This window comes from Domibacillus aminovorans (genome assembly GCF_001643235.1).
Classification (GTDB): Bacteria; Bacillota; Bacilli; order Bacillales; family Domibacillaceae; genus Domibacillus; species Domibacillus aminovorans.
In genome coordinates this window covers 159,547-183,722 of record NZ_LQWY01000012.1, presented here as the reverse complement: position 1 = coordinate 183,722, position 24,176 = coordinate 159,547, and the positions used below count along the sequence as shown (strand labels likewise).

Sequence of the window (24,176 nt, the reverse complement as noted above, 5' to 3'; positions counted from 1 at the left end):
GATCAAGATGAACAATACAGCGAAACAACCAATCATTGAACAACCGAAAACGTCGTCTGTCAAGCAGCGCAAAATGAATAAGCACTTCTTTACCCCGGGTGAAAAAGTATTATTTGTTGTTTTTGTTCTGACTGTTTGTTTTATGTGTGCCAAACTCATTTCTACACAGGCAGCAATTTATGAAACGAATAAACAAATACAGGACATGAATGCAAAAGTCCAGGAACAAGAAAAAGTGAATCGCGACCTCGACATGCAAATTAGTGAAGAAAGCACATATGAAAAGATATGGGAACGTGCAAAAGCAATGGGTCTTGATTTAAGTGATCAAAACATTAAGGTTGTTGAACCGAAATGATTGAAAATAGAAATAATCAAAAGATAGGAGCTGCGATCCTTTTTGTTGGATTCGCCCTCCTCTTTTTTATCTTATTTTCGCGAGTACTATTCATTCAAGCAACTGGTAAAGCAGACGGACATGAGCTGAAAAATGAAGCACTTGAAAAATATAGACGAACGGATGTATTAGAAGCTAAACGAGGCACGATATACGACGCGAATAATGAAGTCATTGCAGAGGACACATCATCGTTTACAATTGCAGCAATATTAGATGCGTCTGTGACAACGGACCAAAAAGAACCTAATCATGTGACTGATCCAGAGAAAACAGCGAAAGTCCTTGCTAAATATCTCGACATGGAAGAAGTGGAAATACTAAAGCGATTAAAAAAAGATGGTGATCCGTTTCAAGTAGAGTTTGGTAGCGCTGGTCGTGGTTTGTCTAACAGTGTGAAACGCAAAATTGAAGATGAAAATTTGCCGGGTATCACGTTTATCCGCCAAGCAAAACGATTTTACCCGAATGGTAAATTTGCTTCTCACTTAATTGGCTTTACGCAGCAAATAGAAGAAGAGGGGAAAGACGGTAAAATTACGTTTGAAACAGAAGGACAAATGGGGATTGAAAAGTCTTATGAGAAATATTTAAAGGGGAAAGACGGTAAAATTCGTTATACGAGCGATTTGTGGGGATATTTATTGCCAGACCGTCACGAAATGGTCGCTGAACCAGAAGACGGAAATGATATTTACTTAACGATTAATTCTAAGATTCAAACGTTTCTTGAAGATGCGTTAAATGAGGTGGAGGCGCAATATGATCCATCAAAAGCATTTGCGATTGTAGCGGAAGCAAAAACAGGAAAGATTTTAGCGATGAGTCAGCGGCCCACATTTCATCCAGGTACACGTGAAGGGCTGGATGTCAATTGGATGAATGATCTTGTTGAATATTCATATGAACCGGGCTCAACGATGAAAATATTTACGCTTGCAGCGGCCATTGAAGAAGGTGTATTTAATGCGGAAGAAACGTATCAATCAGGTACTTATCAAGTTGGTCCGAACCGTATAAGAGACCATAATGGCGGCGCAGGATGGGGAGAAATCACTTATGCGGAAGGCATACAGCGGTCTTCTAATGTCGCAATGGCCAAACTTCTGGAGAAAATGACACCGGGTGTTTTCCGTCAATACTTGGAAGACTTTCATTTTGGGCAAAAAACAGGTATTCAACTGCCGAATGAAGCGTCGGGAAGTATATTATATAATTTCCCGCTTGAGCAAGTGACAACCTCATTCGGTCAAGGAACAACGGTGACCGCTATGCAGATGATTCAAGGTGCAACTGCGATTGCAAATAATGGGAAAATGATGAAACCATATGTCATTGATAAAATTGCGGATAATGAGACTGGTGACACGATCATTAACGTAGAACCAGAAGTTGTTGGTGAACCCATCTCCAAAGAAACGGCTGACGAAACACTGGATGTGCTTGAGACCGTTTTGACAGCTGAAGAAGGAACTGGTAAAACTTACCAAATTGAAGGCTATGATGTAGCAGGGAAAACGGGGACGGCACAGCTTGTTGGGAAAGATGGAAAATATTTAACTGGAGCAAGCAACTACTTATTTTCATTCATTGGCATAGCACCAAAAGATGACCCTGAGCTGATTGTCTATGTAGCAGTCGCACAGCCAAAGCTGGAAAATGAATCAGGTTCTGCCCCTGTTTCAAGGATATTCAATCCTGTTATGAGGAACAGCCTTCAATATTTGAATGTAAAACCAGCTGAAAATATTGTCTCCAAAACAGTGGAATTAAAAGATTTTACAGGTGAAAAAACATTTAAAGCGCGCGAAGCATATGAAAAATATGGAGTAGATCCTGTCATTATTGGAACAGGAAACAAAATTGTCAAACAGGTGCCAGCAGCTGGAGAGAAGATGTTACAAGGTGAAAAAGCTGTGCTTCTTACATCGGATAACTGGACAATGCCTGACATGACAGGATGGGCGATCCGTGACGTTATGAAAATAACCGAAATTGTCGGACTGAAACTAAGCTATTCCGGTACAGGTTACGTCATATCACAAAATATTGAGACGGATAGTGTATTGAAAGAAGGACAAAAATTAATCGTGCAGCTTGAACAGCAAGGAAACGTGGAAGAAGCGAATGAAAAGGCAAAAGAAGATTCTGATCAACCCCGCTAATTGATAAAAACCGTTATGGATGACGGATTCCATAACGGTTTTTTGTCAATTTTTCTTTTTTTCTGCATATAGTCATGGAGGGAGAAAGGAGAGGGAATCTTTGCGCAACAGAATGTTTTGGCTTCTTGCTGTTTCACTCATAGCCTTTACAGCCCTCATTGTTCGCACGGCCTATATTCAGTTGTCAATCGGTAGCGAGTTAACCGAAAAAGCGGAAGAACTATGGGGAAGAAGCATTCCTGCTCAGCCGGAGCGTGGCTTTATTAAAGACCGAAATGGAACAGTTCTTGTTGGAAATAAACATACATCATCTGTTTACGTGATTCCAGCACAAATTGAAGATGCTCAAACAGCAGCGCGTAAGCTGGCCACTATTTTGAATGAAAAAGAATCCGTTTTATTGGAAAGAATGACGAAGCGCTCATCGATTGAACGCCTTCAGTCAAGAGGTCGGAATCTTTCAGTTGAAACAGCCAGGCAAGTAACGAAATTGCAGTTGAAAGGTGTATGGGTTGGGGAAGATTCGATCCGGGATTACGTATTGAATGAACGCCTTGCTCACGTTATTGGTTTTACCGGTGTAGATAATCAGGGGCTGGCAGGAATCGAAGCATACTACGATAAAAAGTTAGCAGGAACAGCCGGTTCCGTTCAAATGTACACCGACGCGAAAGGAGAAAAAATGCCAGGTATGGCTGATAGCTATATACCGCCTGAAAACGGAATGGATTTGCAACTAACGATCGATGCAAAAATTCAAGCCGTAGTTGAACGAGAACTAGACAACGCGGAAAAAATGTACAAGCCGGAAGGGGCAATGGCGATTGCGATGGATCCGAACAGCGGTGAAATACTAGCCATGTCATCCCGGCCGTCATACAATCCGTCATCATTTGGGGATTATGACCCGGATGTGTATAACCGAAATTTGCCGGTGTGGAGTACATTTGAACCGGGTTCAACATTTAAAATTATTACACTAGCGGCAGCGCTAGAAGAAAAGAAAGTTGATCTTGATCAAGAACATTTTCATGATCCAGGCTATGTAGTCGTCAATGGAACCAGACTGCGCTGTTGGAAACGAGGAGGACATGGTCATCAAACGTTTCTTGAAGTCGTTGAAAATTCATGTAATCCGGGCTTCGTTGAAATGGGGAGCCGTCTCGGTGAAAAAACACTCTTCCAATATATTCGTAAATTTGGATTTGGACAAAAAACGGGTATTGATTTATATGGGGAAGGAACAGGTATTTTATTTACAGAGCAGTCAGCGGGTCCTGTTGAAGATGCAACAACGGCCTTTGGACAGGGGGTAGCGGTCACACCTATCCAACAGGTTACCGCGGTTTCAGCAGCCGTCAACGGTGGTATACTGTATCGTCCGTATGTAGCGATGAACTGGACGGATCCGAAAACGGGGAAAGTAATGATTGAAAACGAGCCGAAAAAAGTAAGACGTGTCGTCTCAGAGGAAACTTCGAGTGAAGTTCGTCGGGCACTTGAAAGTGTCGTCGCAAAAGGAACCGGTCGAAACGCGTTTGTAGAAGGCTACCGGATTGGCGGGAAAACAGGAACTGCGCAAAAAGCGAAAGACGGACGTTATTTAGAAAATAATCATATCGTTTCGTTTATCGCTGTGGCACCGTCTAACGATCCGAAAGTGGTCATTTATACAGCGATCGATAACCCGAAAGGAACGGTACAATTTGGCGGAACGGTAGTCGCACCGATTGTCGGGAAGATGATGGCTGATGTACTGCCACTGCTCGGTGTCAAACCGCAAAAAAATCAGATAGAAAAAGAAAAAACGTGGAATGACCCCGATATGATCGAAGTGCCTAATCTTGTTGGTTTGACGAAGCAAGAATTAAAAGAGCAATTAATTAATGTTGATATTGAAATTGAAGGCAGTGGTGAAACAGTAGCATCGCAGTCACCATCAGCAGGTGTTAAAGTAGAAAGAGGCAGTAAAGTGCGCGTTTTATTAAAATAATTGAGCGAAGCCGCCGAAAATTACCGAAACAGGCTGAAAAGCATTCGCTTCGGTGGCTTTTTTTCGTTACAATAGAAATCTCAGGAATTGTACATATTGTTCTTTAATAGAAAGGATTGAAAAGTGTGGACTTATCAACTTTGCTCGCAGCCATTCCATTTTACAGTCAGGATAAAGTGGGGAATCCGGCAGTTACATCGATTGAAAACGACCACCGTCTTGTCTCTGACGGGTCGATTTTTATTTGTATAAAAGGGTATACATTTGATGGCCATAGTGCGGCAAAAGAAGCAGCAGCAAAAGGAGCGGTAGCTATTATTGCCGAGCAGCCGGTAGATGTACCGGTACCTGTTATTTATGTGCGCAGTACGAAAAGAGTAATGGCGCAGCTGGCTGCGCATTTTTATGAACACCCAACTGAATCATTTCATCTCATTGCTATTACCGGTACGAATGGAAAAACGACGACGAGTCATTTGATCGAAGAAATTCTTCGGGCCAACGGCGAGACGACTGGCTTAATCGGGACGATGTATATGAAGATTGGCGATGAAATGATTGAAACGAAAAACACAACGCCGGAAAGCTTAACATTGCAAAAAACGTTTGCGAAGATGAAGAGCGCAGGTGTCTCATCTGCTGTGATGGAAGTATCCTCTCATGCACTGCAAGAGGGCCGTACGAATGGTACACAGTTTAATGTGGCGGTCTTTACAAATTTAACGCAGGACCATCTTGATTTTCATCGGACAATGGATGAATATCGGACAGCGAAAGGCCTTCTGTTCGCACGTCTTGGCAATTCGTTTCATGCAGGGAATCAAGCCTACGCCGTGCTCAATGTGGACGATGAGGCATCACGCGTATATGAAGCGATGACAGCCGCGTCTGTCGTTACTTACGGTATCGAACGCCGCGCGGATATTCAAGCGAAGGATATTCGCCTTACGTCAGAAGGAACGGCATTTACTATTCATTATCCAGGTGGAACGATTGATATTCAGTCCAAATTAGCGGGATTGTTCAATGTATATAATGTGCTTGCAGCGTTTGCAGCAGGGTTCGTTTCATCTGTTGCAGCGGAAACAATGAAATTGGCACTTGAACGAGTAAGTGGTGTAGCGGGCCGATTTGAAATGGTACCAAACGAAAGTGGTATTTCCGTTATTGTCGATTATGCTCACACACCGGACAGTCTCGTTAACGTGCTTCAAACCGTTCGTCCACTGACGACCGGGCGGGTCATGGTCATCGTTGGATGCGGAGGCGATCGAGATAAAATGAAGCGGCCATTAATGGCACAGGCAGCTTGTCAGTATGCAGATGTAGCAATCTTTACATCGGACAACCCTCGAAGTGAAGATCCGGCGGCCATTTTAGCCGATATGGAAGCAGGCGTGATTGGACAGCAGTATACGGTCATTGGCGAAAGGAAAGAGGCGATTCACCAGGCCATCGCTTTGGCAAAACCGGGTGACGCTGTTGTGATTGCCGGCAAAGGACATGAAACATATCAAATTATTGGTCAGGATGTGATTCATTTTGATGACCGTGAAGTCGCAAAAGAAGCGTTTGGTGACAAGACAGGAGGGATCGCATGAGTGAATGGCAGATTGGATTAGTCATCGCTGTTTCCTTTTTTATAACGGTTCTCATTGCACCGTTATTTATTCCATTTTTACGCCGGCTAAAATTTGGGCAGAGTATTCGAGAAGAAGGACCAGAGTCGCATCAGCAAAAATCGGGGACACCGACGATGGGCGGTCTCGTTTTTTTACTGTCCATTGTAATCACAACATTGTTTTTCGTGCAGTTGTTTGGATCGGTGGGCCCAGAAACGATTTTATTGTTGCTTGTCACAATTGGTTTCGGGCTGCTTGGCTTCCTCGATGATTTCATTAAAGTTGTCATGAAACGGAACCTTGGATTGACATCTTTGCAAAAATTAATCGGGCAAATTGTCATTTCTGTTATATTTTATATTATTTATGCACAACATGGATTATCAACAGAGCTGTCATTCGGATTCTTTTCCATTGATATTGGGATTCTATATGCCTTGTTCGTCTTATTTTGGCTTGTCGGATTTTCAAATGCTGTAAATTTAACAGATGGACTAGACGGTCTTGTATCCGGCACTGCATCCGTTGCATTTGGTGCCTACGCGGTTATCGCATGGAGTCAGGGGCTTGAAGAAACAGCGATTTTTGCTTTTGCCGTTGTCGGTGCAGTTATCGGCTTTCTTGTATTCAATGCTTATCCGGCGCACGTTTTCATGGGTGACACCGGTTCACTGGCGCTCGGTGGTGCGATTGCAGTATTATCTATTTTAACGAAATTTGAATTTTTATTATTGTTAATTGGTATCGTTTTTGTTGCAGAAACGCTGTCGGTTATTTTACAAGTGTGGTCTTTTAAAACAAGAGGTAAACGAATTTTTAGAATGAGCCCGCTGCACCATCATTTTGAACTTGGCGGCTGGTCAGAATGGCGCGTTGTCGTTACGTTCTGGTTTGTCGGGGTTGTGGCCGCAGCGATTGGCGTCTGGATTGGAGTATGGAATTTATGAAGCAAATCAATCAGTATAATGGAAAAAAAGTGCTCGTGCTCGGTCTTGCAAAAAGCGGACTTGCGGCAGCGACTCTATTGAAAAAATTAGGAGCAGTCGTTACTGTTAACGACGGTAAACCACTTGAAGAAAATGAGGCGGCACGGACCCTTCAGGCAGAAGGGATCAATGTCATTTGCGGAAGCCATCCGCTTGAACTTCTCGATGAAGGATTTGAAGTCGTCGTTAAAAACCCGGGTATTCCGTATTCGAACCCTATTATTTCAACAGCAGTGCTACGAGGCATTCCGGTCATTACAGAAGTAGAAATCGCGGGACTCATTTCAGAAGCGCCTTTCATCGGCATTACTGGAACGAACGGAAAGACAACGACGACGACATTAATTAATGAAATGATGAAAGAAGATGGCAAAGGGACAGTATTAGCTGGAAATATAGGGGAAGTCGCATCGGAAGTTGTGCAAAGGGCAAAACCGGACGACCGTGTCGTGATCGAACTATCCTCATTTCAGTTGATGGGCATTCAAACGTTCCGCCCGCATATCGCGATTATTACAAATATTTATGACGCGCATCTGGATTATCATGGTTCAAAAGAAGAATACGCCGGTGCGAAAATGAATATTACGAAAAACCAGACAGAAGAAGATTATTTGATTATTAACGCTGACCAGGAAGCACTTCTGTCGATGGCAGGTTCGAGTCAAGCGGCGGTTATTCCATTTTCAGTGAATCAAAAAGTGAAAAATGGAGCGTATATTAAAGAAGGAACTATTTTTTTTCAAGAGGAAGCAATTATGCATACAGAGGATGTTGCATTGCCAGGTAATCATAACCTCGAAAATATTTTATCAGCGGTTGCGGCTGTAAAACTGTCGGGTGTTTCGAATGAAGCAATCTGCCATGTTCTAAAAACATTTGCAGGTGTTCGCCACCGGACCCAGTTTGTCCGTGAATGGAACGGCCGGAAGTTTTACAATGATTCAAAAGCGACAAATACATTGGCGACGAAAAGTGCATTAACAGCTTTCAAGTCACCGATCGTTCTTCTTGCAGGAGGGCTGGACCGCGGCAATGAATTTGATGATTTACTTCCACATTTAACATCAGTAAAAGCGATTATTGCATTTGGAGAGACAGCTGAAAAATGGAAAAATACAGCTGCGAAAGCGGGAATTTCATTATTTGAAAAAGCCGATTATATGACCGATGCAGTAGAAAGAGCTGTTTCATTGTCAGAGGAAGGTGACGTTGTTCTTTTGTCACCGTCATGTGCGAGCTGGGATCAATATAAAACATTTGAAGAGCGCGGCGACATATTTATTAATTGCGTGAATACACTATAAGAAAGAGCCGGAGCCGGATGAGGCTCCGGCTCTTATTTTTGGTATTGGAAAGGAGTGCAGAATCGTTTTCAGACAAGCGCCGGATTATGTATTCTTGATGCTTGTATTGCTTTTGACCGGCTCGGGTTTATTTATGGTTGCAAGTGCAGGAGAAGTGTGGGGGCAGTTCAACTATGAAAATCCTTTTTATTTTTTCCAGAGACAGGCATTCTTTGCTGCAATTGGCTTGATCACCATGGCTGGTGTTTCATATGTTGATTACCGAGTCTGGAAAAAAATCGCACGACCATTGCTATTACTCGCTTTCTTCTTATTAATAACCGTACTCATTCCAGGGATTGGAATGGTGAGAAACGGATCACAAAGCTGGATTGGGGTCGGATCACTTTCGTTTCAACCATCAGAATTAATGAAAATTGCGCTCATTTTTTATTTGTCCGTGTTGCTCTCTGAACGAAAAACCGTCATTCATTTATTCTGGAAAGGACTATTTAAACCACTTTTTGTTCTTGGTATGGCATTTGGGCTCATTATGCTGCAGCCTGATCTTGGGACGGCAGCAGTGATGGGCGGTACTGCCTTTCTTCTATTGTTTATCGCGGGCGCCCGGATTCGTTTTTTTGTTATGACTGGTTTGTCTGCTTTAGGGGGACTTGCGATTTTAATTGCATCTGCGCCATACCGGATGAAACGGATAACAGCGTATCTTGATCCATGGTCTGACCCGCTCGGAAGTGGCTTTCAAATCATTCAGTCGCTTTACGCAGTTGGTCCTGGTGGATTATTCGGACACGGATATGGAGAAAGTAGGCAAAAATATTATTATTTGCCAGAACCACAGACAGACTTTATTTTTGCCATCTGGGCAGAGGAGACGGGCTTTATCGGAGCGGTCTTCATTATAACGCTCTTTTTTCTGCTCATCTGGCGCGGTATTCATATTGGCATGCGCACACAAGATTCATTTGCTGCACTGCTTGTTTGTGGGATTACAGCGATGATCAGTCTGCAGTCATTTATTAATCTAGGTGTTGTGATCGGGCTGATGCCGGTGACAGGTGTAACGCTGCCATTTTTAAGCTATGGGGGCTCTTCTTTGACGATGACACTGGCATCTGCAGGGATTGTGCTTGGCATTAGCCGCTTAAAGGGGTAAAAATGGAGGAATTTTTCTGCTTTTTCAAGATAATATTTGATTCTCGTGACGCATTGATTTAAGATGAGAATGCATTAGACAGCCAGTGTAAACAGCACGAGGCTGCCAGATGAATACTGAGGTGAATGTAATTGAAAATCGTAGTCAGCGGCGGGGGAACCGGAGGACACATTTATCCGGCACTCGCACTCATTCGAATGATTAAATTGAAACATCCGGAAACATCTTTTTTATATATCGGAACTGAAAAAGGACTAGAGTCTAAGCTCGTTACACGGGAAGGCATTCCTTTTCGGTCAGTTGATATTACAGGTTTTCGCCGAGCGGTTTCCTTTGAAAATGTGAAAACGATTATGCGTTTTTTAAAAGGTGTAAATGAATGTAAAAAAATGCTGAAAGAATTTAAACCGGATGTTGTGATCGGTACAGGTGGTTATGTATGCGGACCGGTCGTTTATGCAGCGGCGAAAATGGGTATTCCGTCCATCATTCATGAACAAAATAGCGTACCGGGTTTAACGAACAAGTTTTTAAGTAAATATGTCGAGAAAATTGCGGTCTGTTTTGAAGAAGCGAAAGAATTTTTCCCAGCAGAGAAAACGATTTTAACGGGAAACCCGCGTGCTTCTGAAGTGATAGAAGCAAGCAGCACAGGCATAATGGAAACATTTGACTTACAAAGCGAACAAAAAACAGTGCTTATTTTTGGTGGAAGCCGTGGTGCAAAACCGATTAATGATGCCGTTACCGGTGCCTTAACGAACTTGGCGAGCCGTGATTATCAAGTGTTGTATGTAACAGGTGACGTTCATTACGAAAAGGTTTCATCGATGCTTGAAACAGCCGGAAAACCGGCTAATGTATCGATTGTGCCATTTATTCATAATATGCCGGAAGTGCTCGCATCGTCTAATCTTGTTGTCTCGCGTGCAGGTGCAACAACGCTTGCTGAACTAACAGCACTCGGTATTCCATCTATTCTCGTACCGAGTCCATATGTAACAAATAATCATCAAGAGAAAAATGCGCGTACCCTCACTGACCGTGGTGCAGCTATTTTACTTTTGGAAAAAGACTTGAATGCTGACACCCTCGTTGGGGAGCTGGACTCGATTTTGATGAATGAATCATCATTAATCCAAATGAAAAAAGAAGCAGAACGACTCGGTATTCGAGATGCTGCAGATCGTTTATACAATGTCATGATCGATCTTGCAGGAGGAAGATAATGGGGGTTAAACTGATTGTTGGTCCGTAAATGGACAGAGGTGTGTACATGAATAAACAAAAAATCATTTCAATAGAAGAGCGTATTCCAAAGCTGAAACAAATGCGTAAACGGAAAGCAAACCGCCGTCTTCTCATTCTCCTGTCTATGTTCTTTTTACTTGCTCTTTTCTTAATTTATTTGCAGTCGTCGCTAAGTAAAGTGGCACAAATTCATGTAGAAGGCAATACATTAACGACGGAGAGGGAAATTATTGCACAAAGTGGGCTTGAAGTCGGCCGAAGCATATGGGCAGCAGGTAAAAATAAAGCGGAAGAGCGGCTTTTAAAGGATGAGCGTATTAAAGAGGCAACAATATCCATAGGTTTTCCAAATGATTTAAAGATAACGGTCGTTGAACAAAATGAAATTGCCTATGCAGCCCGCAAAGGTGGTATATACCCAATTTTACAAAATGGTAAAATTGTAAGTGATCCTATACAAGGAGCACCGTCACAGTTGCCTATTTTATATAACTTTAAAGAAGGCGATGCGCTGAATCGCTTGGCGAAAGCGATTGAAATGTTGCCGGATGAAGTCGTTAACATAATTTCAGAAGTCTATTATGATCCGAAAAAAAGTGATTCGCTTCACATAAAAGCATTTATGACAGATGGATTTGAAGTATCCGCGACGCTTTCAACATTTGCAGATAAGATGGTCTATTACCCGTCCATATCCAACCAGCTGGACCCGAATGTAAGAGGAATCATTAACCTTGAAGTCGGTTCTTATTTTGAACCATATGATCCTTCGCAGCAGCAAGGAGGAGAAGAAGGCATGGAAGAGGCGGAAAGCCCATAAAGTTTTTGAAAACGGGACAACTTAGCCTTTTCCAGCATCTCATCTTAGTGTAGACTTGTATGAGAGAGTTTCAAAGACATTACATTAGAAAAATATTAAACTTAAAAAAGGAAAATATATTGAATATGACGAATAACGTTCTTTATACATGTTTTAACGAACATAGGTGCGAATTGTTGTTCGATTATTCAGGTTTTTATGGTAAAGGAGGTGCCGCAGCATGAACAGTAATGAAATACTAGTCAGTCTTGACATTGGTACATCCGCTATTAAGGTGATCATTGGGGAAATGGTCAATGATTCTTTAAATATTATCGGTGTCGGCAGTGTAAAGTCAAAAGGAATTCGCAAAGGTGCGGTCGTCGATATTGACGATACGGTCCATTCAATTAAAAAAGCAATTGAGCAAGCGGAGCGTATGGTTGGTGTTGAAATTAGCTCTGTCATTGTAGGCATTGCAGCCAATCATGCAGTTCTTCATTCTTGCAACGGTGTTGTGGCCGTTTCAAGTGAAAATCGTGAAATTACGAGCGAAGATGTCATTCGTGTAAAAGATGCGGCACAGGTTATGTCTATCCCGCCGGATCGAGAAATTGTAAACGTTATTGCGAAACAATTTATTGTGGACGGGTTTGATGAGATTAATGATCCGCGTGGTATGCTAGGTGTCCGTTTAGAAATGGAAGGAATTATCGTTACCGGTTCAAGAACTTTTTTACATAACACATTGCGCTGTGTAGAACGTGCCGGCTTAAACATTAACGAGATTGTTCTTCAGCCGCTTGCAAGTGGTGAAATTGCTCTTTCAAACGATGAAAAAAATCTTGGTACAGTGTTAGTTGATATTGGCGGCGGTTCGACAACCGTATCATTTTTCAAAGATGGTTATATTCAGCAAACAACGGTATTGCCTGTTGGGGGCGAACATATTACGAAAGATTTGTCGATTGGCCTTCGTACATCCACGGAAGAAGCGGAACAAATTAAATCGAAGCATGGTCATGCATTTTATGATCTTGCATCTGAAGAGGAAGTTTTCAGCGTACCAGTTATTGGCAGCGATCAACATGACCAGTTTAATCAGCTTGAAATTTCAGAAATTATTGAAGCTAGAATGGAAGAATTGTTTATGATGATTGTGGAGGATCTTCGCCAAACAGGTATCCACGATGTACCAGGCGGTTTCGTATTAACTGGAGGCACATCGGCTATGAATGGCATTCTTGACCTAGCACAGGATGTTTTTCAAAATCGTGTTCGTGTAGCGATCCCGGATTATATTGGCGTTCGTGAGCCACAATATACGACAGCCGTCGGTTTGATTAAATATGCGTATAAAACCGCTCGTCTTACCGGTCGAAAAATAAGCGAGCCGAATGATGTTCAGCCTAAGGAAAAAGAAGAAAGAAGAGAACGACAGGATACACAAAAGGAAGCTAAACCGTCCAAAAAAGAAAATGACAAGCAAAAAGATGGTGTCGGATCGAAAATGAAACGGCTTTTCGGCTACTTTTTTGAAGAATAATGAAGATGAATAGATTATGACGAATTAGGAGGATTTGCCATGTTGGAATTTGATACGAATTTAGATTCGTTAGCAACAATTAAAGTGATCGGCGTAGGCGGCGGCGGAAATAATGCCGTAAACCGAATGATAGAGCACGGTGTACAAGGTGTTGACTTCATTGCGGTTAACACGGATGCACAAGCGCTAAATTTATCAAAAGCAGAAGTAAAGATGCAAATTGGTTCAAAATTGACACGCGGTTTAGGTGCAGGTGCTAACCCGGAAGTCGGTAAAAAAGCTGCAGAAGAAAGTAAAGAGCAAATTGAAGAAGTATTAAAAGGTGCAGACATGGTGTTTGTTACAGCCGGCATGGGCGGTGGAACAGGCACAGGAGCAGCACCGGTTATAGCACAAATTGCAAAAGATCTCGGCGCGCTGACAGTTGGTGTCGTAACACGTCCATTTACATTTGAAGGGCGAAAACGTGCGACACAGGCAGCAGGGGGAATTGAATCAATGAAGGCATCTGTTGACACATTGATTGTCATTCCAAATGACCGTTTGCTTGAAATTGTTGATAAAAGCACACCAATGCTTGAAGCGTTCCGTGAAGCGGATAACGTTCTGAGACAAGGTGTCCAGGGTATTTCTGATTTAATCGCCGTCCCTGGTTTGATTAACCTGGACTTTGCTGACGTGAAAACAATCATGTCTAATAAAGGTTCTGCTTTGATGGGAATTGGTGTCGCTTCTGGTGAAAATCGTGCTGTTGAAGCAGCGAAAAAAGCCATTTCCAGCCCGCTTCTTGAAACGGCAATTGATGGTGCACAAGGTGTGTTAATGAATATTACTGGCGGAAGTAACTTGAGCCTTTATGAAGTACAGGAAGCGGCGGACATCGTATCCTCTGCATCAGATCAAGAAGTAAATATGATTTTCGGTTCTGTTATTAATGAGAACTTAAAAGATGAAATCATTGTCACGGTCATTGCGACTGGATTTAAAGAACTCCCATCTCAGCCCGGTGGACCAAGTGGACAGTCTCGTCCTGGCCTTGGCCAGATGAAGCCTCAGCAGCAGGCAGCACCGCAGCAGTCAAAACCGCGTGATGTGAAACGTGAAGATACGCCGCCGGTTGAACAGCCAATTCGTCAGCCGCAGCAATCAAGTACGGATGATACACTTGATATTCCAACATTTTTACGTAACCGAAATAGAAGAAGATAAATAGTACGGATCCTGCCACATACGTGGCAGGATTTTTTGTGTTAGTGACATAATTCGGAAAAATCGCTGTAAAAATTCACTCACATTGCGACACAAATTGAAATCTAAATCCGCTACACTAATAATCATGGGACAGGCAGCCGGAAAGAGGGAGGGGTGAATTGACCGGTTACGCAGAAGTCATTGTCCTTTTTAATTTTGCGGCGGATGGGTTGCTGCTGCTTGTGACAGGTATTTTATTGGGAAAACGGTTACAGGCACGAAGGCTTTTACTAGCTTCGATGATCGGGACAATCCCGTTGTTCATGCATTTAATTACAGGATGGGACTGGCTTAATCATTTTGCTGTTAAAATGTTGTCACCTGTTTTTATGCTTATTATTGCCTTTAAAATCACCGGCATTGCTGTCCTTTTATCTGCTGCTGTCACCTTTTATTTTGTTACTTTTTTAACAGGCGGTGTGTTATACGGGTTCCAGTCTGTTATTTTTAATGGAAATTCTTCTGGTCAGTTTTCAATTGTCATGTTATTCATTGTATCTATCTCGGCTGCTTTTTATTTTATTCAGCGCCGTCTATTCAACTTGAGTACGAAACGGAATATAAAAAAACAAACGGTGCCAGTTACATTTTCCATTTGTGGAATGAAATGGTCCGGTATAGCACTGATTGATACGGGAAATTCATTATGTGATCCGATTACGAAAAAAGGAGTGGCTGTCTGTCAAATTCGAGCTGGTGAAAGCTGGCCAAATGCGGTTCATAGCGGGGAACAGGAGGTATTATCAGGGCTGCCTGATCGATGGGCGGAAAAGATGATTTGGGTTCCAGCCCGCTCCTTAGGCGCTGAAAAACAATTGCTCGCTGCTTTTCGAACAGATGAATTAACAGTTTTTATGGACGGGAAAGCTGTACAGACGCCGAAAGCGCTTGTGACATTTACGACAGCAATACTCTCGGATGATCAATCTTTTGATTTTATTTTGCATCCGAATATGGTTCGACAATGAATGGAAAGGTGAGTGGGTTTATATGCGGCCAGTCAAAACGAAATGGATGTATGTGATGTATAATGTGCTTCAAAAAGCGGGAATGAAGTCGAAAGCGATTTACTATATTGGTGGAAGTGAAGCGTTACCGCCGCCGTTGTCGCGTGATGAAGAAGCGCACTTGCTTACGAAGCTTCCATCCGGTGATAAAGCGGTTAGGGCGATGTTGATTGAGCGCAATTTACGGCTTGTTGTTTACATTGCCCGTAAGTTTGAAAACACCGGTATTCATATCGAAGACTTAATTAGTATCGGGGCAATCGGATTAATTAAAGCGGTGAACACATTTAATCCCGAAAAGAAAATTAAACTCGCAACATATGCATCACGCTGTATTGAAAACGAAATTTTAATGTATTTACGCCGCAATAATAAAATACGCTCAGAAATTTCATTTGACGAGCCACTAAACGTTGACTGGGATGGCAATGAATTGCTTTTGTCAGATGTGCTTGGAACAGAGAATGACATTATTACGAAAGGGATTGAAGAAGATGTTGACAAACATTTAGTGGCAGAAGCACTTGAAGATCTGGAAGGCCGCGAAAAACAGATTATTGAAATGCGTTTTGGGATAAATGGGCAGGAAGAAAAAACGCAAAAAGAAGTCGCCGATCTACTCGGCATTTCACAGTCATACATTTCACGTCTGGAAAAGAAAATCATTGGACGACTGAAGAAAGAATTGAATAAACTGCGCTGAATAAAATTTTCCGGGTCGGAAATACTGTTCTAAGAAACAGACATCATGAGGAGGAACAGTGATGGCCCGGAATAAAGTTGTACTGTGCGGTGTCGATACATCAAAGCTTCCTGTTTTAACAAATCCTGAAATGAAAGTTCTATTTATAAAATATCAAAGCGGTGACAAAAGTGCGCGCGAAGAACTTGTTACAGGAAATTTGCGTCTTGTTTTAAGTGTTATTCAACGGTTCAATCATCGCAATGAACAGGCGGATGATTTATTTCAAGTTGGATGTATTGGTTTAATGAAATCGATTGATAACTTTGATTTAGGTCATAATGTCCGCTTTTCGACGTATGCTGTGCCGATGATTATTGGTGAAATACGACGCTATCTGCGAGATAATAATCCGATCCGTGTCTCGCGCTCGCTTCGTGATATTGCGTATAAAGCATTACAGGCAAGAGAGAGATTGACAGCAGAACGATCTGTAGAGCCGGCTGCTGAAGATATTGCCCGGGCGATTGATGTGCCAAAAGAAGAGATGGTATTTGCGCTTGATGCTATTCAAGACCCCGTGTCGCTGTTTGAACCTGTATTTCAAGATGGCGGCGATCCGATTTATATGATGGATCAAATAAGTGACGGAAAAGATCGTGAAAAAGAATGGGTTGATTCGATGACGGTAACCGATGAATTGAACAGATTGTCAGAAAGAGAAAAAATGATTGTGGAAAGACGATTTTTCAGTGGGAGAACCCAAATGGAAGTCGCAGATGAAATTGGTATTTCCCAGGCGCAGGTGTCCCGTCTTGAAAAAGGAGCCATTAAGCAAATGAAAAAGAGAATAAACGACTAATTCAAAACAGGAGTTTTTTACTTCCTGTTTTTTTTCTTTGTTTTGATACATACATATGAGAGAAAGGGGGCATTATCATGCGCATCTCTGATTTTCAACTAAAAGATATCGTCAATGTGACAGATGGGAAAAAACTTGGCAGGCTTGCTGATATTGAATTAAACAGTACAACAGGAGCCATTTCCGCATTAATTATTGAACAAAGCGGGAAAAAATTCGGTTTATTCGGCAAAGAAGAAGAAATCATTATTTTTTGGATGAATATTGTAAAAATTGGCGGCGATGTTATTTTAGTTCGTCATGGTGAAAAGCCATCAGAAGAAGATGAACAATGACGTAAAATAGTTCGGTGTGGTACACTAGAGGAAAATGTGCAGGAGAAGATAATGACAGAACCTTTTAAAAAATCAATAGATGGTCTGTATTGTATTGAACGTTGGGAAAAGGAGTTCCCAGGCTTAATAGCCGGATTTACATCAAAGAACGAGGGATCAGGCATTTTTAACAAATTAAATACAGCGTTTCACGTACATGATGACCCATCAGCTGTTCGACAGAATCGAATACGTATCGGAGAGAAAACGGGTATCCCGGTAAGACAGTGGGTTGGATGTGAGCAGACACATAGCACGCATATTGAACAAGTAACGAAAGAAGACAGTGGACGAGGCGCGCTTGATTATGATAGTGCGCTTTCGTCTACAGATGGTCTTTATACAAATGATCTTGGCATTTTATTGACACTTTGCTATGCAGACTGTGTGCCGCTTTATTTTTGCGACCGATCGTCAAAAAGGATTGGTACAGCGCATGCCGGCTGGAAAGGATCTGTCGGAGGCATCGGCTCCGCGATGATCAAAAAATGGGAAAAGCAAGGGAGTAGACTTGAAGATATTGAGGTCGTCATCGGTCCATCCATTTGTGGTAATTGCTATAAAGTGGGTAAAATGGTCACAGATGAAGCAGAAAAATGGTATAGCCGCTATGAAACAAGATCGTTTTTACCGGTTTCAGATGAACCGGATACATTTTATTTTTCATTGCAGAACTTTAATAAGGACATTTTCTTAAAATCGGGCGTGTTGGAAGAAAATATTTACATGACGCACCTTTGTACAAGTTGTTCACCCGATTTTTTTTCTTATCGGCGCGACGGAGGTCATACAGGCAGAATGATGAGTTATATTGGCTGGAAGGAATGAAATGATGAGAGTCAGTGAGAATTTAGCAACCATTACAAATCGTATTGAGGAAGCCGCAAGCCATGCAGGGCGGAATCCTAATGAGATAAAAATCATTGCGGTGACGAAATACGTGTCTGTGGAGCGGGCAGAAGAAGCCGTGGAAGCAGGTATCATCGATCTTGGTGAAAATCGGGATGAGGGATTGAATGCAAAGTATGAAGTAATTGGTAACCGAGCAAAGTGGCATTTTATCGGTTCTTTGCAGACGAGAAAAGTGAAATTAATTATTGATAAAATCGACTATATTCACTCGCTTGACCGTGAATCGCTCGCTAAAGAAATTGACCGCCGTACGAGTAAAACGGTAAACTGCTTTGTACAGGTCAATGTGTCCGGCGAAGAATCAAAACATGGCTTAGAGCCGGAAGCGGTTATTCCATTTATTGAAGCACTTGCTGTATATAAAAATGTGCGTGTGTGTGGATTGATGACAATGGCACCGCTTATGGAAGACCGAGAAGTGCTTCGTGCCTGTTTTCGCCGGTTAGCAGAATGCAAAAGCCGTGTGCAGGCATTACATCTTGATTATGCACCATGCAATGAGCTCTCAATGGGTATGAGCAACGATTTTGACATTGCAATTGAAGAAGGAGCAACGATGGTTCGGATTGGCACAGCGCTTGTTGGTGAAGAATGAGAGCGGAGGTGGAACCGTGGGAGTGAAATCGAAATTTAAATCATTTTTTCTTTTAGACGAAGAAGATTATGATATGGTGGAAGAAGATGTATATGAAGAAGAACATGAGCAGTCTACAACGCGAAAAAAGAATGTTGTCAGCTTGAAAAGTGCGCAAAAGCCAGCGAAAGTCATTATGTCTGAACCGCGCATTTTCGCGGAAGCACAGGAAATTGCCGATCATTTAAAAATGAAAAAAGCGGTCATCGTCAATTTGCAGCGCATTCAAACGGATCAGGCACGCCGTATTGTTGACTTTCTAGGCGGTACAGTGTATGCCATTGGTGGAGAAATACAGCAAATCGGAGAAAAAATCTTTTTCTGCGCACCTGAAAATGTTGAAATCAGTGGAAGTATTACACAATTTGGCAATAACGATCATGATAAAACGGGGTGGCAATAAGTCGAATGGATACAATCATTTATATTATTTACAGAGCTCTAGAACTATATTCATGGGTGTTGATCGCATATATTTTGATGTCATGGTTTCCCAATGCACGAGAAACAACGATTGGACGCTTTTTAACAAAGATCAGTGAACCCTATCTTGAACCGTTTCGCCGCTTTGTCCCGGCCATTGGTATGTTCGACATTTCGCCTATTGTCGCGTTAATCGTGCTACGCTTAGCGCAAAGCGGTCTGTCGCAGCTGTCACTGTGGGTATAAGGGGAGAATAGATTGAGCGGAATTTATCAGCATTTCAGACCGGAAGAAAAAGAGTTTATTGATAAAGCGATAGAATGGAAGCAGCAAGTTACGGAAATGTATGCGCCAAAGTTGACCGGATTTCTTGATCCGCGCGAAAGACAGATTATCCGTTCTGTTGTCGGTTCAGATGAAGACGTGCGAGTATCTTTTTTTGGAGGTACGGAATCGGCAGAACGGAAGCGAGCTCTTATTCATCCGGATTACTATGAGCCAGATGTAACGGATTACGATGTCGTATTATACGAAATTGATTATCCAGAAAAATTTTCAACCATTAGTCATCCTCAGATTCTCGGCAGTTTAATGGGACTCGGGTTAAAACGGGAAAAGTTTGGTGACATCATGACAGATGGCAGCCGTTTTCAGCTTTTTGTCGTAAAAGAAACGGCTAGTTATATGGATACGCATTTTGAACATGTTGGTAAAGTGCCAGTCAAGTTGAAAGAAAAATTGTTTCAGGAGGCCATTCAATCGATAGAAAGTTGGCACGAACAGTCTGTTACGGTCACATCTATCCGTTTGGACACTGTTATCGCTTCATTACCTGCGATGTCTAGGCAAAAAGCACAACAGTTAATTAAAGGCGGTGCTGTGAAGGTAAATTGGAAAGCGGTCGACAATCCGTCGTTTGAATGTGCAGAACAAGATGTATTGTCTGTGCGGGGTAGCGGACGGATGAAAATTTTATCGATTGATGGACAAACGAAAAGAGAAAAATGGCGCCTGACGCTGGGTATTTTGAAATAAATTTAAGAAAATAAAAAGATTTCCATACAAAAGAGCGAAAAAACCTTTATAATAAAATACAGTTGTTAATGTAACGCTTTGGAGGTGACTGTATGCCCTTAACGCCGTTGGACATACATAAAAAAGAATTCGGACGTTCATTTCGTGGGTATGATGAAGACGAAGTGAATGATTATTTAAATCAAATAATAAAAGATTATGAACTCATTATTCGTGAAAAAAAAGAAATGGAAACAAAGCTTGCTTCACAGACGGAGCGGCTTAGTTATTTATCCAATATTGAGGAAACATTAAACAAATCGATTGTCATTGCGCAGGAAACAGCGGAAGACGTGAAACGCAATGCACAAAAAGAAGCGAAACTGCTTGTGCGGGAAGCTGAAAGAAATGCGGATCGTATTGTTGAGGAGTCTTTGTCAAAGGCGCGTCGTATTGCAGTTGAAATTGAAGAATTGAAAAAACAGTCAAAAGTATTCCGGACACGATTTAAAATGTTGATGGAAGCACAGTTAGATTTGTTGAGCAACGACGATTGGGATGCGTTAATGGGTTTTGAAGTGGATACGGATGAAATCGAGCAATTAAGCGAAGACGACATGTAAACTTGACGGATGACCGGTTCATTTTTATAATGGATTCATTCAAATAACTATATAAGCAAAAACGATGACGGGGACAGTACGTTTACATAAATCAGTGTTAAAGCGAACCGGGGAGGGTGTAAGCCCGGCTGCTGATTGTTGACGGAAGATCACCCTTGAGTGCTTTTCGTGAACGAATAGTAGCGGACAAGCGGCTCATCCACGTTACGGATGGTGAGCGGACAGTGTAGTTGCTGTCAATCAGGGTGGTACCGCGGAAACCTTTTTCGTCCCTTATTTAGGGGATGTAAAAGGTTTTTTTTGTATTTATTACATTTAGATTAAAGGAGAATGGGACATGAATTATAAAGAGACATTATTAATGCCTAAAACAGAATTCCCGATGCGGGGCAATTTGCCGAAACGTGAACCAGATATGCAAAAAACATGGAATGAAGCAGATATTTACAAGCAGGTGCTCGATCGTACGAAAGACCGCCCGATGTTTGTTTTACATGATGGACCTCCTTATGCAAACGGGGATATTCATATCGGACATGCGTTGAATAAAATTTTGAAAGATTTTATTGTCCGCTTTAAATCAATGAGCGGTTATTACGCGCCATATATTCCAGGCTGGGATACACACGGTTTGCCAATTGAACAGGCACTTACAAACTCGGGTGTGAATCGAAAAGAAATGACAGTGGCTCAGTTCCGCCAGCTTTGTGAAGACTATGCCTATAAACAAATTGACAGTCAGCGTACACAGTTTAAACGTCTCGGTGTTCGTGGTGATTGGGAAAATCCATACATTACATTGAAGCCGGAATACGAGGCACAGCAAATTAAAGTATTCGGTGAAATGGCGAAGAAAGGCTATATTTATAAAGGACTGAAACCAGTTTACTGGTCGCCTTCGTCTGAATCAGCACTTGCTGAAGCGGAAATTGAATACAAGGATAAAAAATCTGCGTCTATTTATGTGGCGTTTAATGTAAAGCAAGGTAATGGTGTACTTGAAGAAGGCACGAAAATAATCATTTGGACGACAACACCGTGGACGATTCCTGCGAATCTTGGTATTGCTGTTCACCCGGACCTTGGTTATGCTGTCGTAAATACAAGCGGCGATCGTTTTGTCGTGGCAGAAGCCCTTCTTGAAGAGGTAGCGGAGAAAATTGGCTGGGGCTCTTACACGAAGGAAAAAACGGTCAAAGGGGAGGAGTTGGAGAACATTATCGCTGCTCACCCGATTTACGATCGTGATTCACTCGTTATGCTTGGCGAACACGTGACAACCGATTCCGGTACAGGATGCGTTCATACAGCACCCGGACATGGAGAAGATGACTTTATCATCGGTAAAAAATACGGTCTTGATGTTCTTTGTCCAGTGAATGACCGAGGTGTGATGACAGAAGAAGCACCCGGTTTTGAAGGCCTTTTCTATGATAAAGCAAACAAAGCGATTACGGAAAAGCTCACGGAAGTCGGTGCGCTTTTGAATATGGAATTTATTACACATTCATACCCGCATGACTGGCGGACTAAAAAACCAGTTATTTACCGTGCAACAGCGCAATGGTTTGCGTCAATTGATGCATTCCGTCCAGAATTATTAGAAGCTGTTAAAGAAACGAAATGGGTACCATCATGGGGTGAAACGCGTCTATTTAACATGATCCGTGACCGAGGCGACTGGTGTATTTCCCGTCAGCGCGCGTGGGGTGTGCCAATACCTGTGTTCTATGCAGAAAACGGTGAGCCAATCATTACAGATGAAACAATAGCACATGTATCCGATTTGTTCCGTGAACACGGTTCGAACATCTGGTTTAAGCGTGAAACAAAAGATTTATTGCCAGAAGGTTTTACACATCCAGGCAGTCCGAATGGTGAGTTTACGAAAGAAAATGATATTATGGATGTTTGGTTTGACTCAGGCTCATCTCATCAAGGTGTTCTTGAACTTCGCGATGACGCACAGCGTCCGGCCGATCTTTATTTAGAAGGATCAGACCAATACCGGGGCTGGTTTAATTCCTCTCTTATTACTGGCGTTGCTGTAACAGGAAAAGCGCCGTATAAAGGTGTTCTTAGCCACGGATTTGCACTTGATGGCGAAGGCCGTAAAATGAGCAAATCACTAGGCAATACGGTTATCCCATCAAAAGTGATGGATCAGCTCGGGGCGGATATTTTACGCTTATGGGTGGCATCTGTTGACTTTCAGGCGGATGTACGTGTATCTGATGCGATTTTGAAACAGGTTACAGAAGTATATCGGAAGATCCGCAATACATTCCGTTTCCTGCTTGGAAACCTCGATGGATTTGATCCCGCAAAGCATGCTGTTTCGCATGAAAACTTGCGTGAAGTTGATCAGTTTATGCTTGTGAAATTAAATGAATTGATTAAAAATGTCCGCAGCTATTATGAAAACTATGAATTCGCAGCTATTTATCATGCAATCAACAATTTCTTTACAGTAGATATGAGTTCGTTCTATCTTGATTTTGCTAAAGACGTTCTTTATATCGAAGCGGAAGATCAGTCGGAGCGCCGGGCGATTCAAACAGTTCTTTATGAAACGTTAACAGCTCTTGCAAAACTACTTTCTCCAATTTTGCCGCATACAGCAGATGAAGTATGGACAGAAGTACCGGGGGCAACAGAACAATACGTTCAGTTGACAGATATGCCGGAGTATAAAGAGATCGCGGATGCAGCAAGTTTAACAGCCAAATGGACAGCGTTTATGAATGTGCGTGACGATGTGTTAAAAGCGCTGGAAAAAGCGCGTAATGAGAAAGTGATCGGCAAATCGCTTACAGCACACGTACGTTTATACGCTGACAGTGATGTAACGGACCTTCTTGCATCCATTCAGGAAGATTTGAAACAATTGTTTATCGTATCCGGATTTGAAGTAGTGGGTTCCAAAGCAGATGCACCAGGCAATGCAGTGAAGCTTGACACAGCGTCTGTTGTCGTTGAGAAAGCGTCCGGTGAAACGTGTGAACGTTGTTGGACGGTGACTGAAGAAGTTGGACACGATCCAGCACATTCAACACTTTGCCCCCGCTGTGCTGAGGTTGTGGCCGAGCATTATCCAGAATTAAACTAAAGGATAAAAAAAGAGGTTAGCAACCGCTAACCTCTTTTCACCGTTATCCAGGCGGATGGAGGA

The 24,176-nt window shown here is 42.3% G+C and carries 22 protein-coding genes and 1 other annotated feature; all 22 genes read left to right on the top strand.

Features of this window, described 5'->3' with window-relative positions; genetic code table 11:
* The first annotated feature begins 7 nt into the window (after nt 1-7).
* The 22 genes from ftsL to ileS all read left to right on the top strand — a co-directional run bounded on the left by ftsL (nt 8) and on the right by ileS (nt 24,113).
* The gene (ftsL, locus tag AWH49_RS06030) at nt 8-358 is read left to right on the top strand and encodes a cell division protein FtsL (RefSeq protein ID WP_018392261.1); all 351 of its coding nucleotides are present in this window, start codon (nt 8-10) and stop codon (nt 356-358) included.
* Nucleotides 355-2,562 (top strand): penicillin-binding protein, encoded by a 2,208-nt coding sequence (locus tag AWH49_RS06025; protein ID WP_063964973.1) that lies wholly within the window; start codon nt 355-357, stop codon nt 2,560-2,562. The genes ftsL and AWH49_RS06025 overlap by 4 nt, the downstream gene beginning before the upstream one ends.
* Before the next feature lie 112 nt (nt 2,563-2,674).
* A complete protein-coding gene (locus AWH49_RS06020; protein WP_063965044.1) occupies nt 2,675-4,555 on the top strand; it encodes a stage V sporulation protein D in 1,881 nt (626 codons plus the stop codon).
* A 125-nt stretch (nt 4,556-4,680) separates the two neighbouring features.
* A complete protein-coding gene (locus AWH49_RS06015; protein ID WP_063964972.1) occupies nt 4,681-6,156 on the top strand; it encodes a UDP-N-acetylmuramoyl-L-alanyl-D-glutamate--2,6-diaminopimelate ligase in 1,476 nt (491 codons plus the stop codon).
* The gene (gene mraY, locus AWH49_RS06010) at nt 6,153-7,124 is read left to right on the top strand and encodes a phospho-N-acetylmuramoyl-pentapeptide-transferase (protein WP_018392265.1); all 972 of its coding nucleotides are present in this window, start codon (nt 6,153-6,155) and stop codon (nt 7,122-7,124) included. The genes AWH49_RS06015 and mraY overlap by 4 nt, the downstream gene beginning before the upstream one ends.
* A complete protein-coding gene (gene murD / locus AWH49_RS06005) occupies nt 7,121-8,470 on the top strand; it encodes a UDP-N-acetylmuramoyl-L-alanine--D-glutamate ligase (RefSeq protein WP_063964971.1) in 1,350 nt (449 codons plus the stop codon). The genes mraY and murD overlap by 4 nt, the downstream gene beginning before the upstream one ends.
* Before the next feature lie 94 nt (nt 8,471-8,564).
* A complete protein-coding gene (ftsW, locus tag AWH49_RS06000; RefSeq protein WP_280512813.1) occupies nt 8,565-9,626 on the top strand; it encodes a putative lipid II flippase FtsW in 1,062 nt (353 codons plus the stop codon).
* Nucleotides 9,627-9,757: 131 nt separating this feature from the next.
* A complete protein-coding gene (murG, locus tag AWH49_RS05995; protein ID WP_018392268.1) occupies nt 9,758-10,855 on the top strand; it encodes an undecaprenyldiphospho-muramoylpentapeptide beta-N-acetylglucosaminyltransferase in 1,098 nt (365 codons plus the stop codon).
* A 47-nt stretch (nt 10,856-10,902) separates the two neighbouring features.
* Complete coding sequence (locus AWH49_RS05990; protein WP_034285632.1) at nt 10,903-11,697, top strand: cell division protein FtsQ/DivIB; 795 nt, start codon at nt 10,903-10,905, stop codon at nt 11,695-11,697.
* 220 nt (nt 11,698-11,917) lie between these two features.
* Nucleotides 11,918-13,222: a cell division protein FtsA gene (gene ftsA, locus AWH49_RS05985; RefSeq protein ID WP_018392270.1), complete on the top strand. Its 1,305-nt coding sequence runs from the start codon at nt 11,918-11,920 to the stop codon at nt 13,220-13,222.
* A gap of 39 nt (nt 13,223-13,261) precedes the next feature.
* Entirely contained in the window at nt 13,262-14,431 is a 1,170-nt protein-coding gene (ftsZ, locus tag AWH49_RS05980; protein ID WP_063964970.1) for a cell division protein FtsZ, read from the top strand.
* Between the two features lie 161 nt (nt 14,432-14,592).
* Nucleotides 14,593-15,441 (top strand): sigma-E processing peptidase SpoIIGA, encoded by an 849-nt coding sequence (locus tag AWH49_RS05975; RefSeq protein WP_063964969.1) that lies wholly within the window; start codon nt 14,593-14,595, stop codon nt 15,439-15,441.
* Nucleotides 15,442-15,463: 22 nt separating this feature from the next.
* A complete protein-coding gene (gene sigE, locus AWH49_RS05970; protein WP_018392273.1) occupies nt 15,464-16,183 on the top strand; it encodes an RNA polymerase sporulation sigma factor SigE in 720 nt (239 codons plus the stop codon).
* Between the two features lie 61 nt (nt 16,184-16,244).
* A complete protein-coding gene (sigG, locus tag AWH49_RS05965; RefSeq protein WP_018392274.1) occupies nt 16,245-17,024 on the top strand; it encodes an RNA polymerase sporulation sigma factor SigG in 780 nt (259 codons plus the stop codon).
* A 77-nt stretch (nt 17,025-17,101) separates the two neighbouring features.
* A complete protein-coding gene (locus AWH49_RS05960; protein WP_018392275.1) occupies nt 17,102-17,359 on the top strand; it encodes a YlmC/YmxH family sporulation protein in 258 nt (85 codons plus the stop codon).
* Nucleotides 17,360-17,410: 51 nt separating this feature from the next.
* Nucleotides 17,411-18,226, top strand: coding sequence for a peptidoglycan editing factor PgeF (pgeF, locus tag AWH49_RS05955; RefSeq protein WP_063964968.1), 816 nt, complete (start codon nt 17,411-17,413; stop codon nt 18,224-18,226).
* A 4-nt stretch (nt 18,227-18,230) separates the two neighbouring features.
* A complete protein-coding gene (locus tag AWH49_RS05950) occupies nt 18,231-18,905 on the top strand; it encodes a YggS family pyridoxal phosphate-dependent enzyme (protein WP_063965042.1) in 675 nt (224 codons plus the stop codon).
* Nucleotides 18,906-18,921: 16 nt separating this feature from the next.
* Complete coding sequence (locus AWH49_RS05945; protein ID WP_063964967.1) at nt 18,922-19,347, top strand: cell division protein SepF; 426 nt, start codon at nt 18,922-18,924, stop codon at nt 19,345-19,347.
* A gap of 5 nt (nt 19,348-19,352) precedes the next feature.
* Complete coding sequence (locus tag AWH49_RS05940; protein ID WP_018392279.1) at nt 19,353-19,613, top strand: YggT family protein; 261 nt, start codon at nt 19,353-19,355, stop codon at nt 19,611-19,613.
* A 12-nt stretch (nt 19,614-19,625) separates the two neighbouring features.
* On the top strand, nt 19,626-20,402 hold the full coding sequence (locus AWH49_RS05935; protein ID WP_018392280.1) for a YlmH family RNA-binding protein: 777 nt from the start codon (nt 19,626-19,628) through the stop codon (nt 20,400-20,402).
* A 92-nt stretch (nt 20,403-20,494) separates the two neighbouring features.
* Nucleotides 20,495-21,004, top strand: coding sequence for a DivIVA domain-containing protein (locus AWH49_RS05930; protein WP_018392281.1), 510 nt, complete (start codon nt 20,495-20,497; stop codon nt 21,002-21,004).
* A gap of 55 nt (nt 21,005-21,059) precedes the next feature.
* Nucleotides 21,060-21,281, top strand: a binding site (T-box leader).
* A 60-nt stretch (nt 21,282-21,341) separates the two neighbouring features.
* Nucleotides 21,342-24,113, top strand: coding sequence for an isoleucine--tRNA ligase (ileS, locus tag AWH49_RS05925; protein WP_063964966.1), 2,772 nt, complete (start codon nt 21,342-21,344; stop codon nt 24,111-24,113).
* The last annotated feature ends 63 nt before the right edge of the window (nt 24,114-24,176 follow it).

What these genes read in the sequence shown, in the direction of transcription:
- ftsL (WP_018392261.1), top strand. Translation starts at nt 8, where the DNA reads ATGAACAATACAGCGAAACAACCAATCATTGAACAACCGAAAACGTCG.
- AWH49_RS06025 (WP_063964973.1), top strand. Translation starts at nt 355, where the DNA reads ATGATTGAAAATAGAAATAATCAAAAGATAGGAGCTGCGATCCTTTTT.
- AWH49_RS06020 (WP_063965044.1), top strand. Translation starts at nt 2,675, where the DNA reads ATGTTTTGGCTTCTTGCTGTTTCACTCATAGCCTTTACAGCCCTCATT.
- mraY (WP_018392265.1), top strand. Translation starts at nt 6,153, where the DNA reads ATGAGTGAATGGCAGATTGGATTAGTCATCGCTGTTTCCTTTTTTATA.
- murD (WP_063964971.1), top strand. Translation starts at nt 7,121, where the DNA reads ATGAAGCAAATCAATCAGTATAATGGAAAAAAAGTGCTCGTGCTCGGT.
- AWH49_RS05990 (WP_034285632.1), top strand. Translation starts at nt 10,903, where the DNA reads ATGAATAAACAAAAAATCATTTCAATAGAAGAGCGTATTCCAAAGCTG.
- ftsA (WP_018392270.1), top strand. Translation starts at nt 11,918, where the DNA reads ATGAACAGTAATGAAATACTAGTCAGTCTTGACATTGGTACATCCGCT.
- ftsZ (WP_063964970.1), top strand. Translation starts at nt 13,262, where the DNA reads ATGTTGGAATTTGATACGAATTTAGATTCGTTAGCAACAATTAAAGTG.
- sigE (WP_018392273.1), top strand. Translation starts at nt 15,464, where the DNA reads ATGCGGCCAGTCAAAACGAAATGGATGTATGTGATGTATAATGTGCTT.
- sigG (WP_018392274.1), top strand. Translation starts at nt 16,245, where the DNA reads ATGGCCCGGAATAAAGTTGTACTGTGCGGTGTCGATACATCAAAGCTT.
- AWH49_RS05960 (WP_018392275.1), top strand. Translation starts at nt 17,102, where the DNA reads ATGCGCATCTCTGATTTTCAACTAAAAGATATCGTCAATGTGACAGAT.
- pgeF (WP_063964968.1), top strand. Translation starts at nt 17,411, where the DNA reads ATGACAGAACCTTTTAAAAAATCAATAGATGGTCTGTATTGTATTGAA.
- AWH49_RS05950 (WP_063965042.1), top strand. Translation starts at nt 18,231, where the DNA reads ATGAGAGTCAGTGAGAATTTAGCAACCATTACAAATCGTATTGAGGAA.
- AWH49_RS05940 (WP_018392279.1), top strand. Translation starts at nt 19,353, where the DNA reads ATGGATACAATCATTTATATTATTTACAGAGCTCTAGAACTATATTCA.
- AWH49_RS05930 (WP_018392281.1), top strand. Translation starts at nt 20,495, where the DNA reads ATGCCCTTAACGCCGTTGGACATACATAAAAAAGAATTCGGACGTTCA.
- ileS (WP_063964966.1), top strand. Translation starts at nt 21,342, where the DNA reads ATGAATTATAAAGAGACATTATTAATGCCTAAAACAGAATTCCCGATG.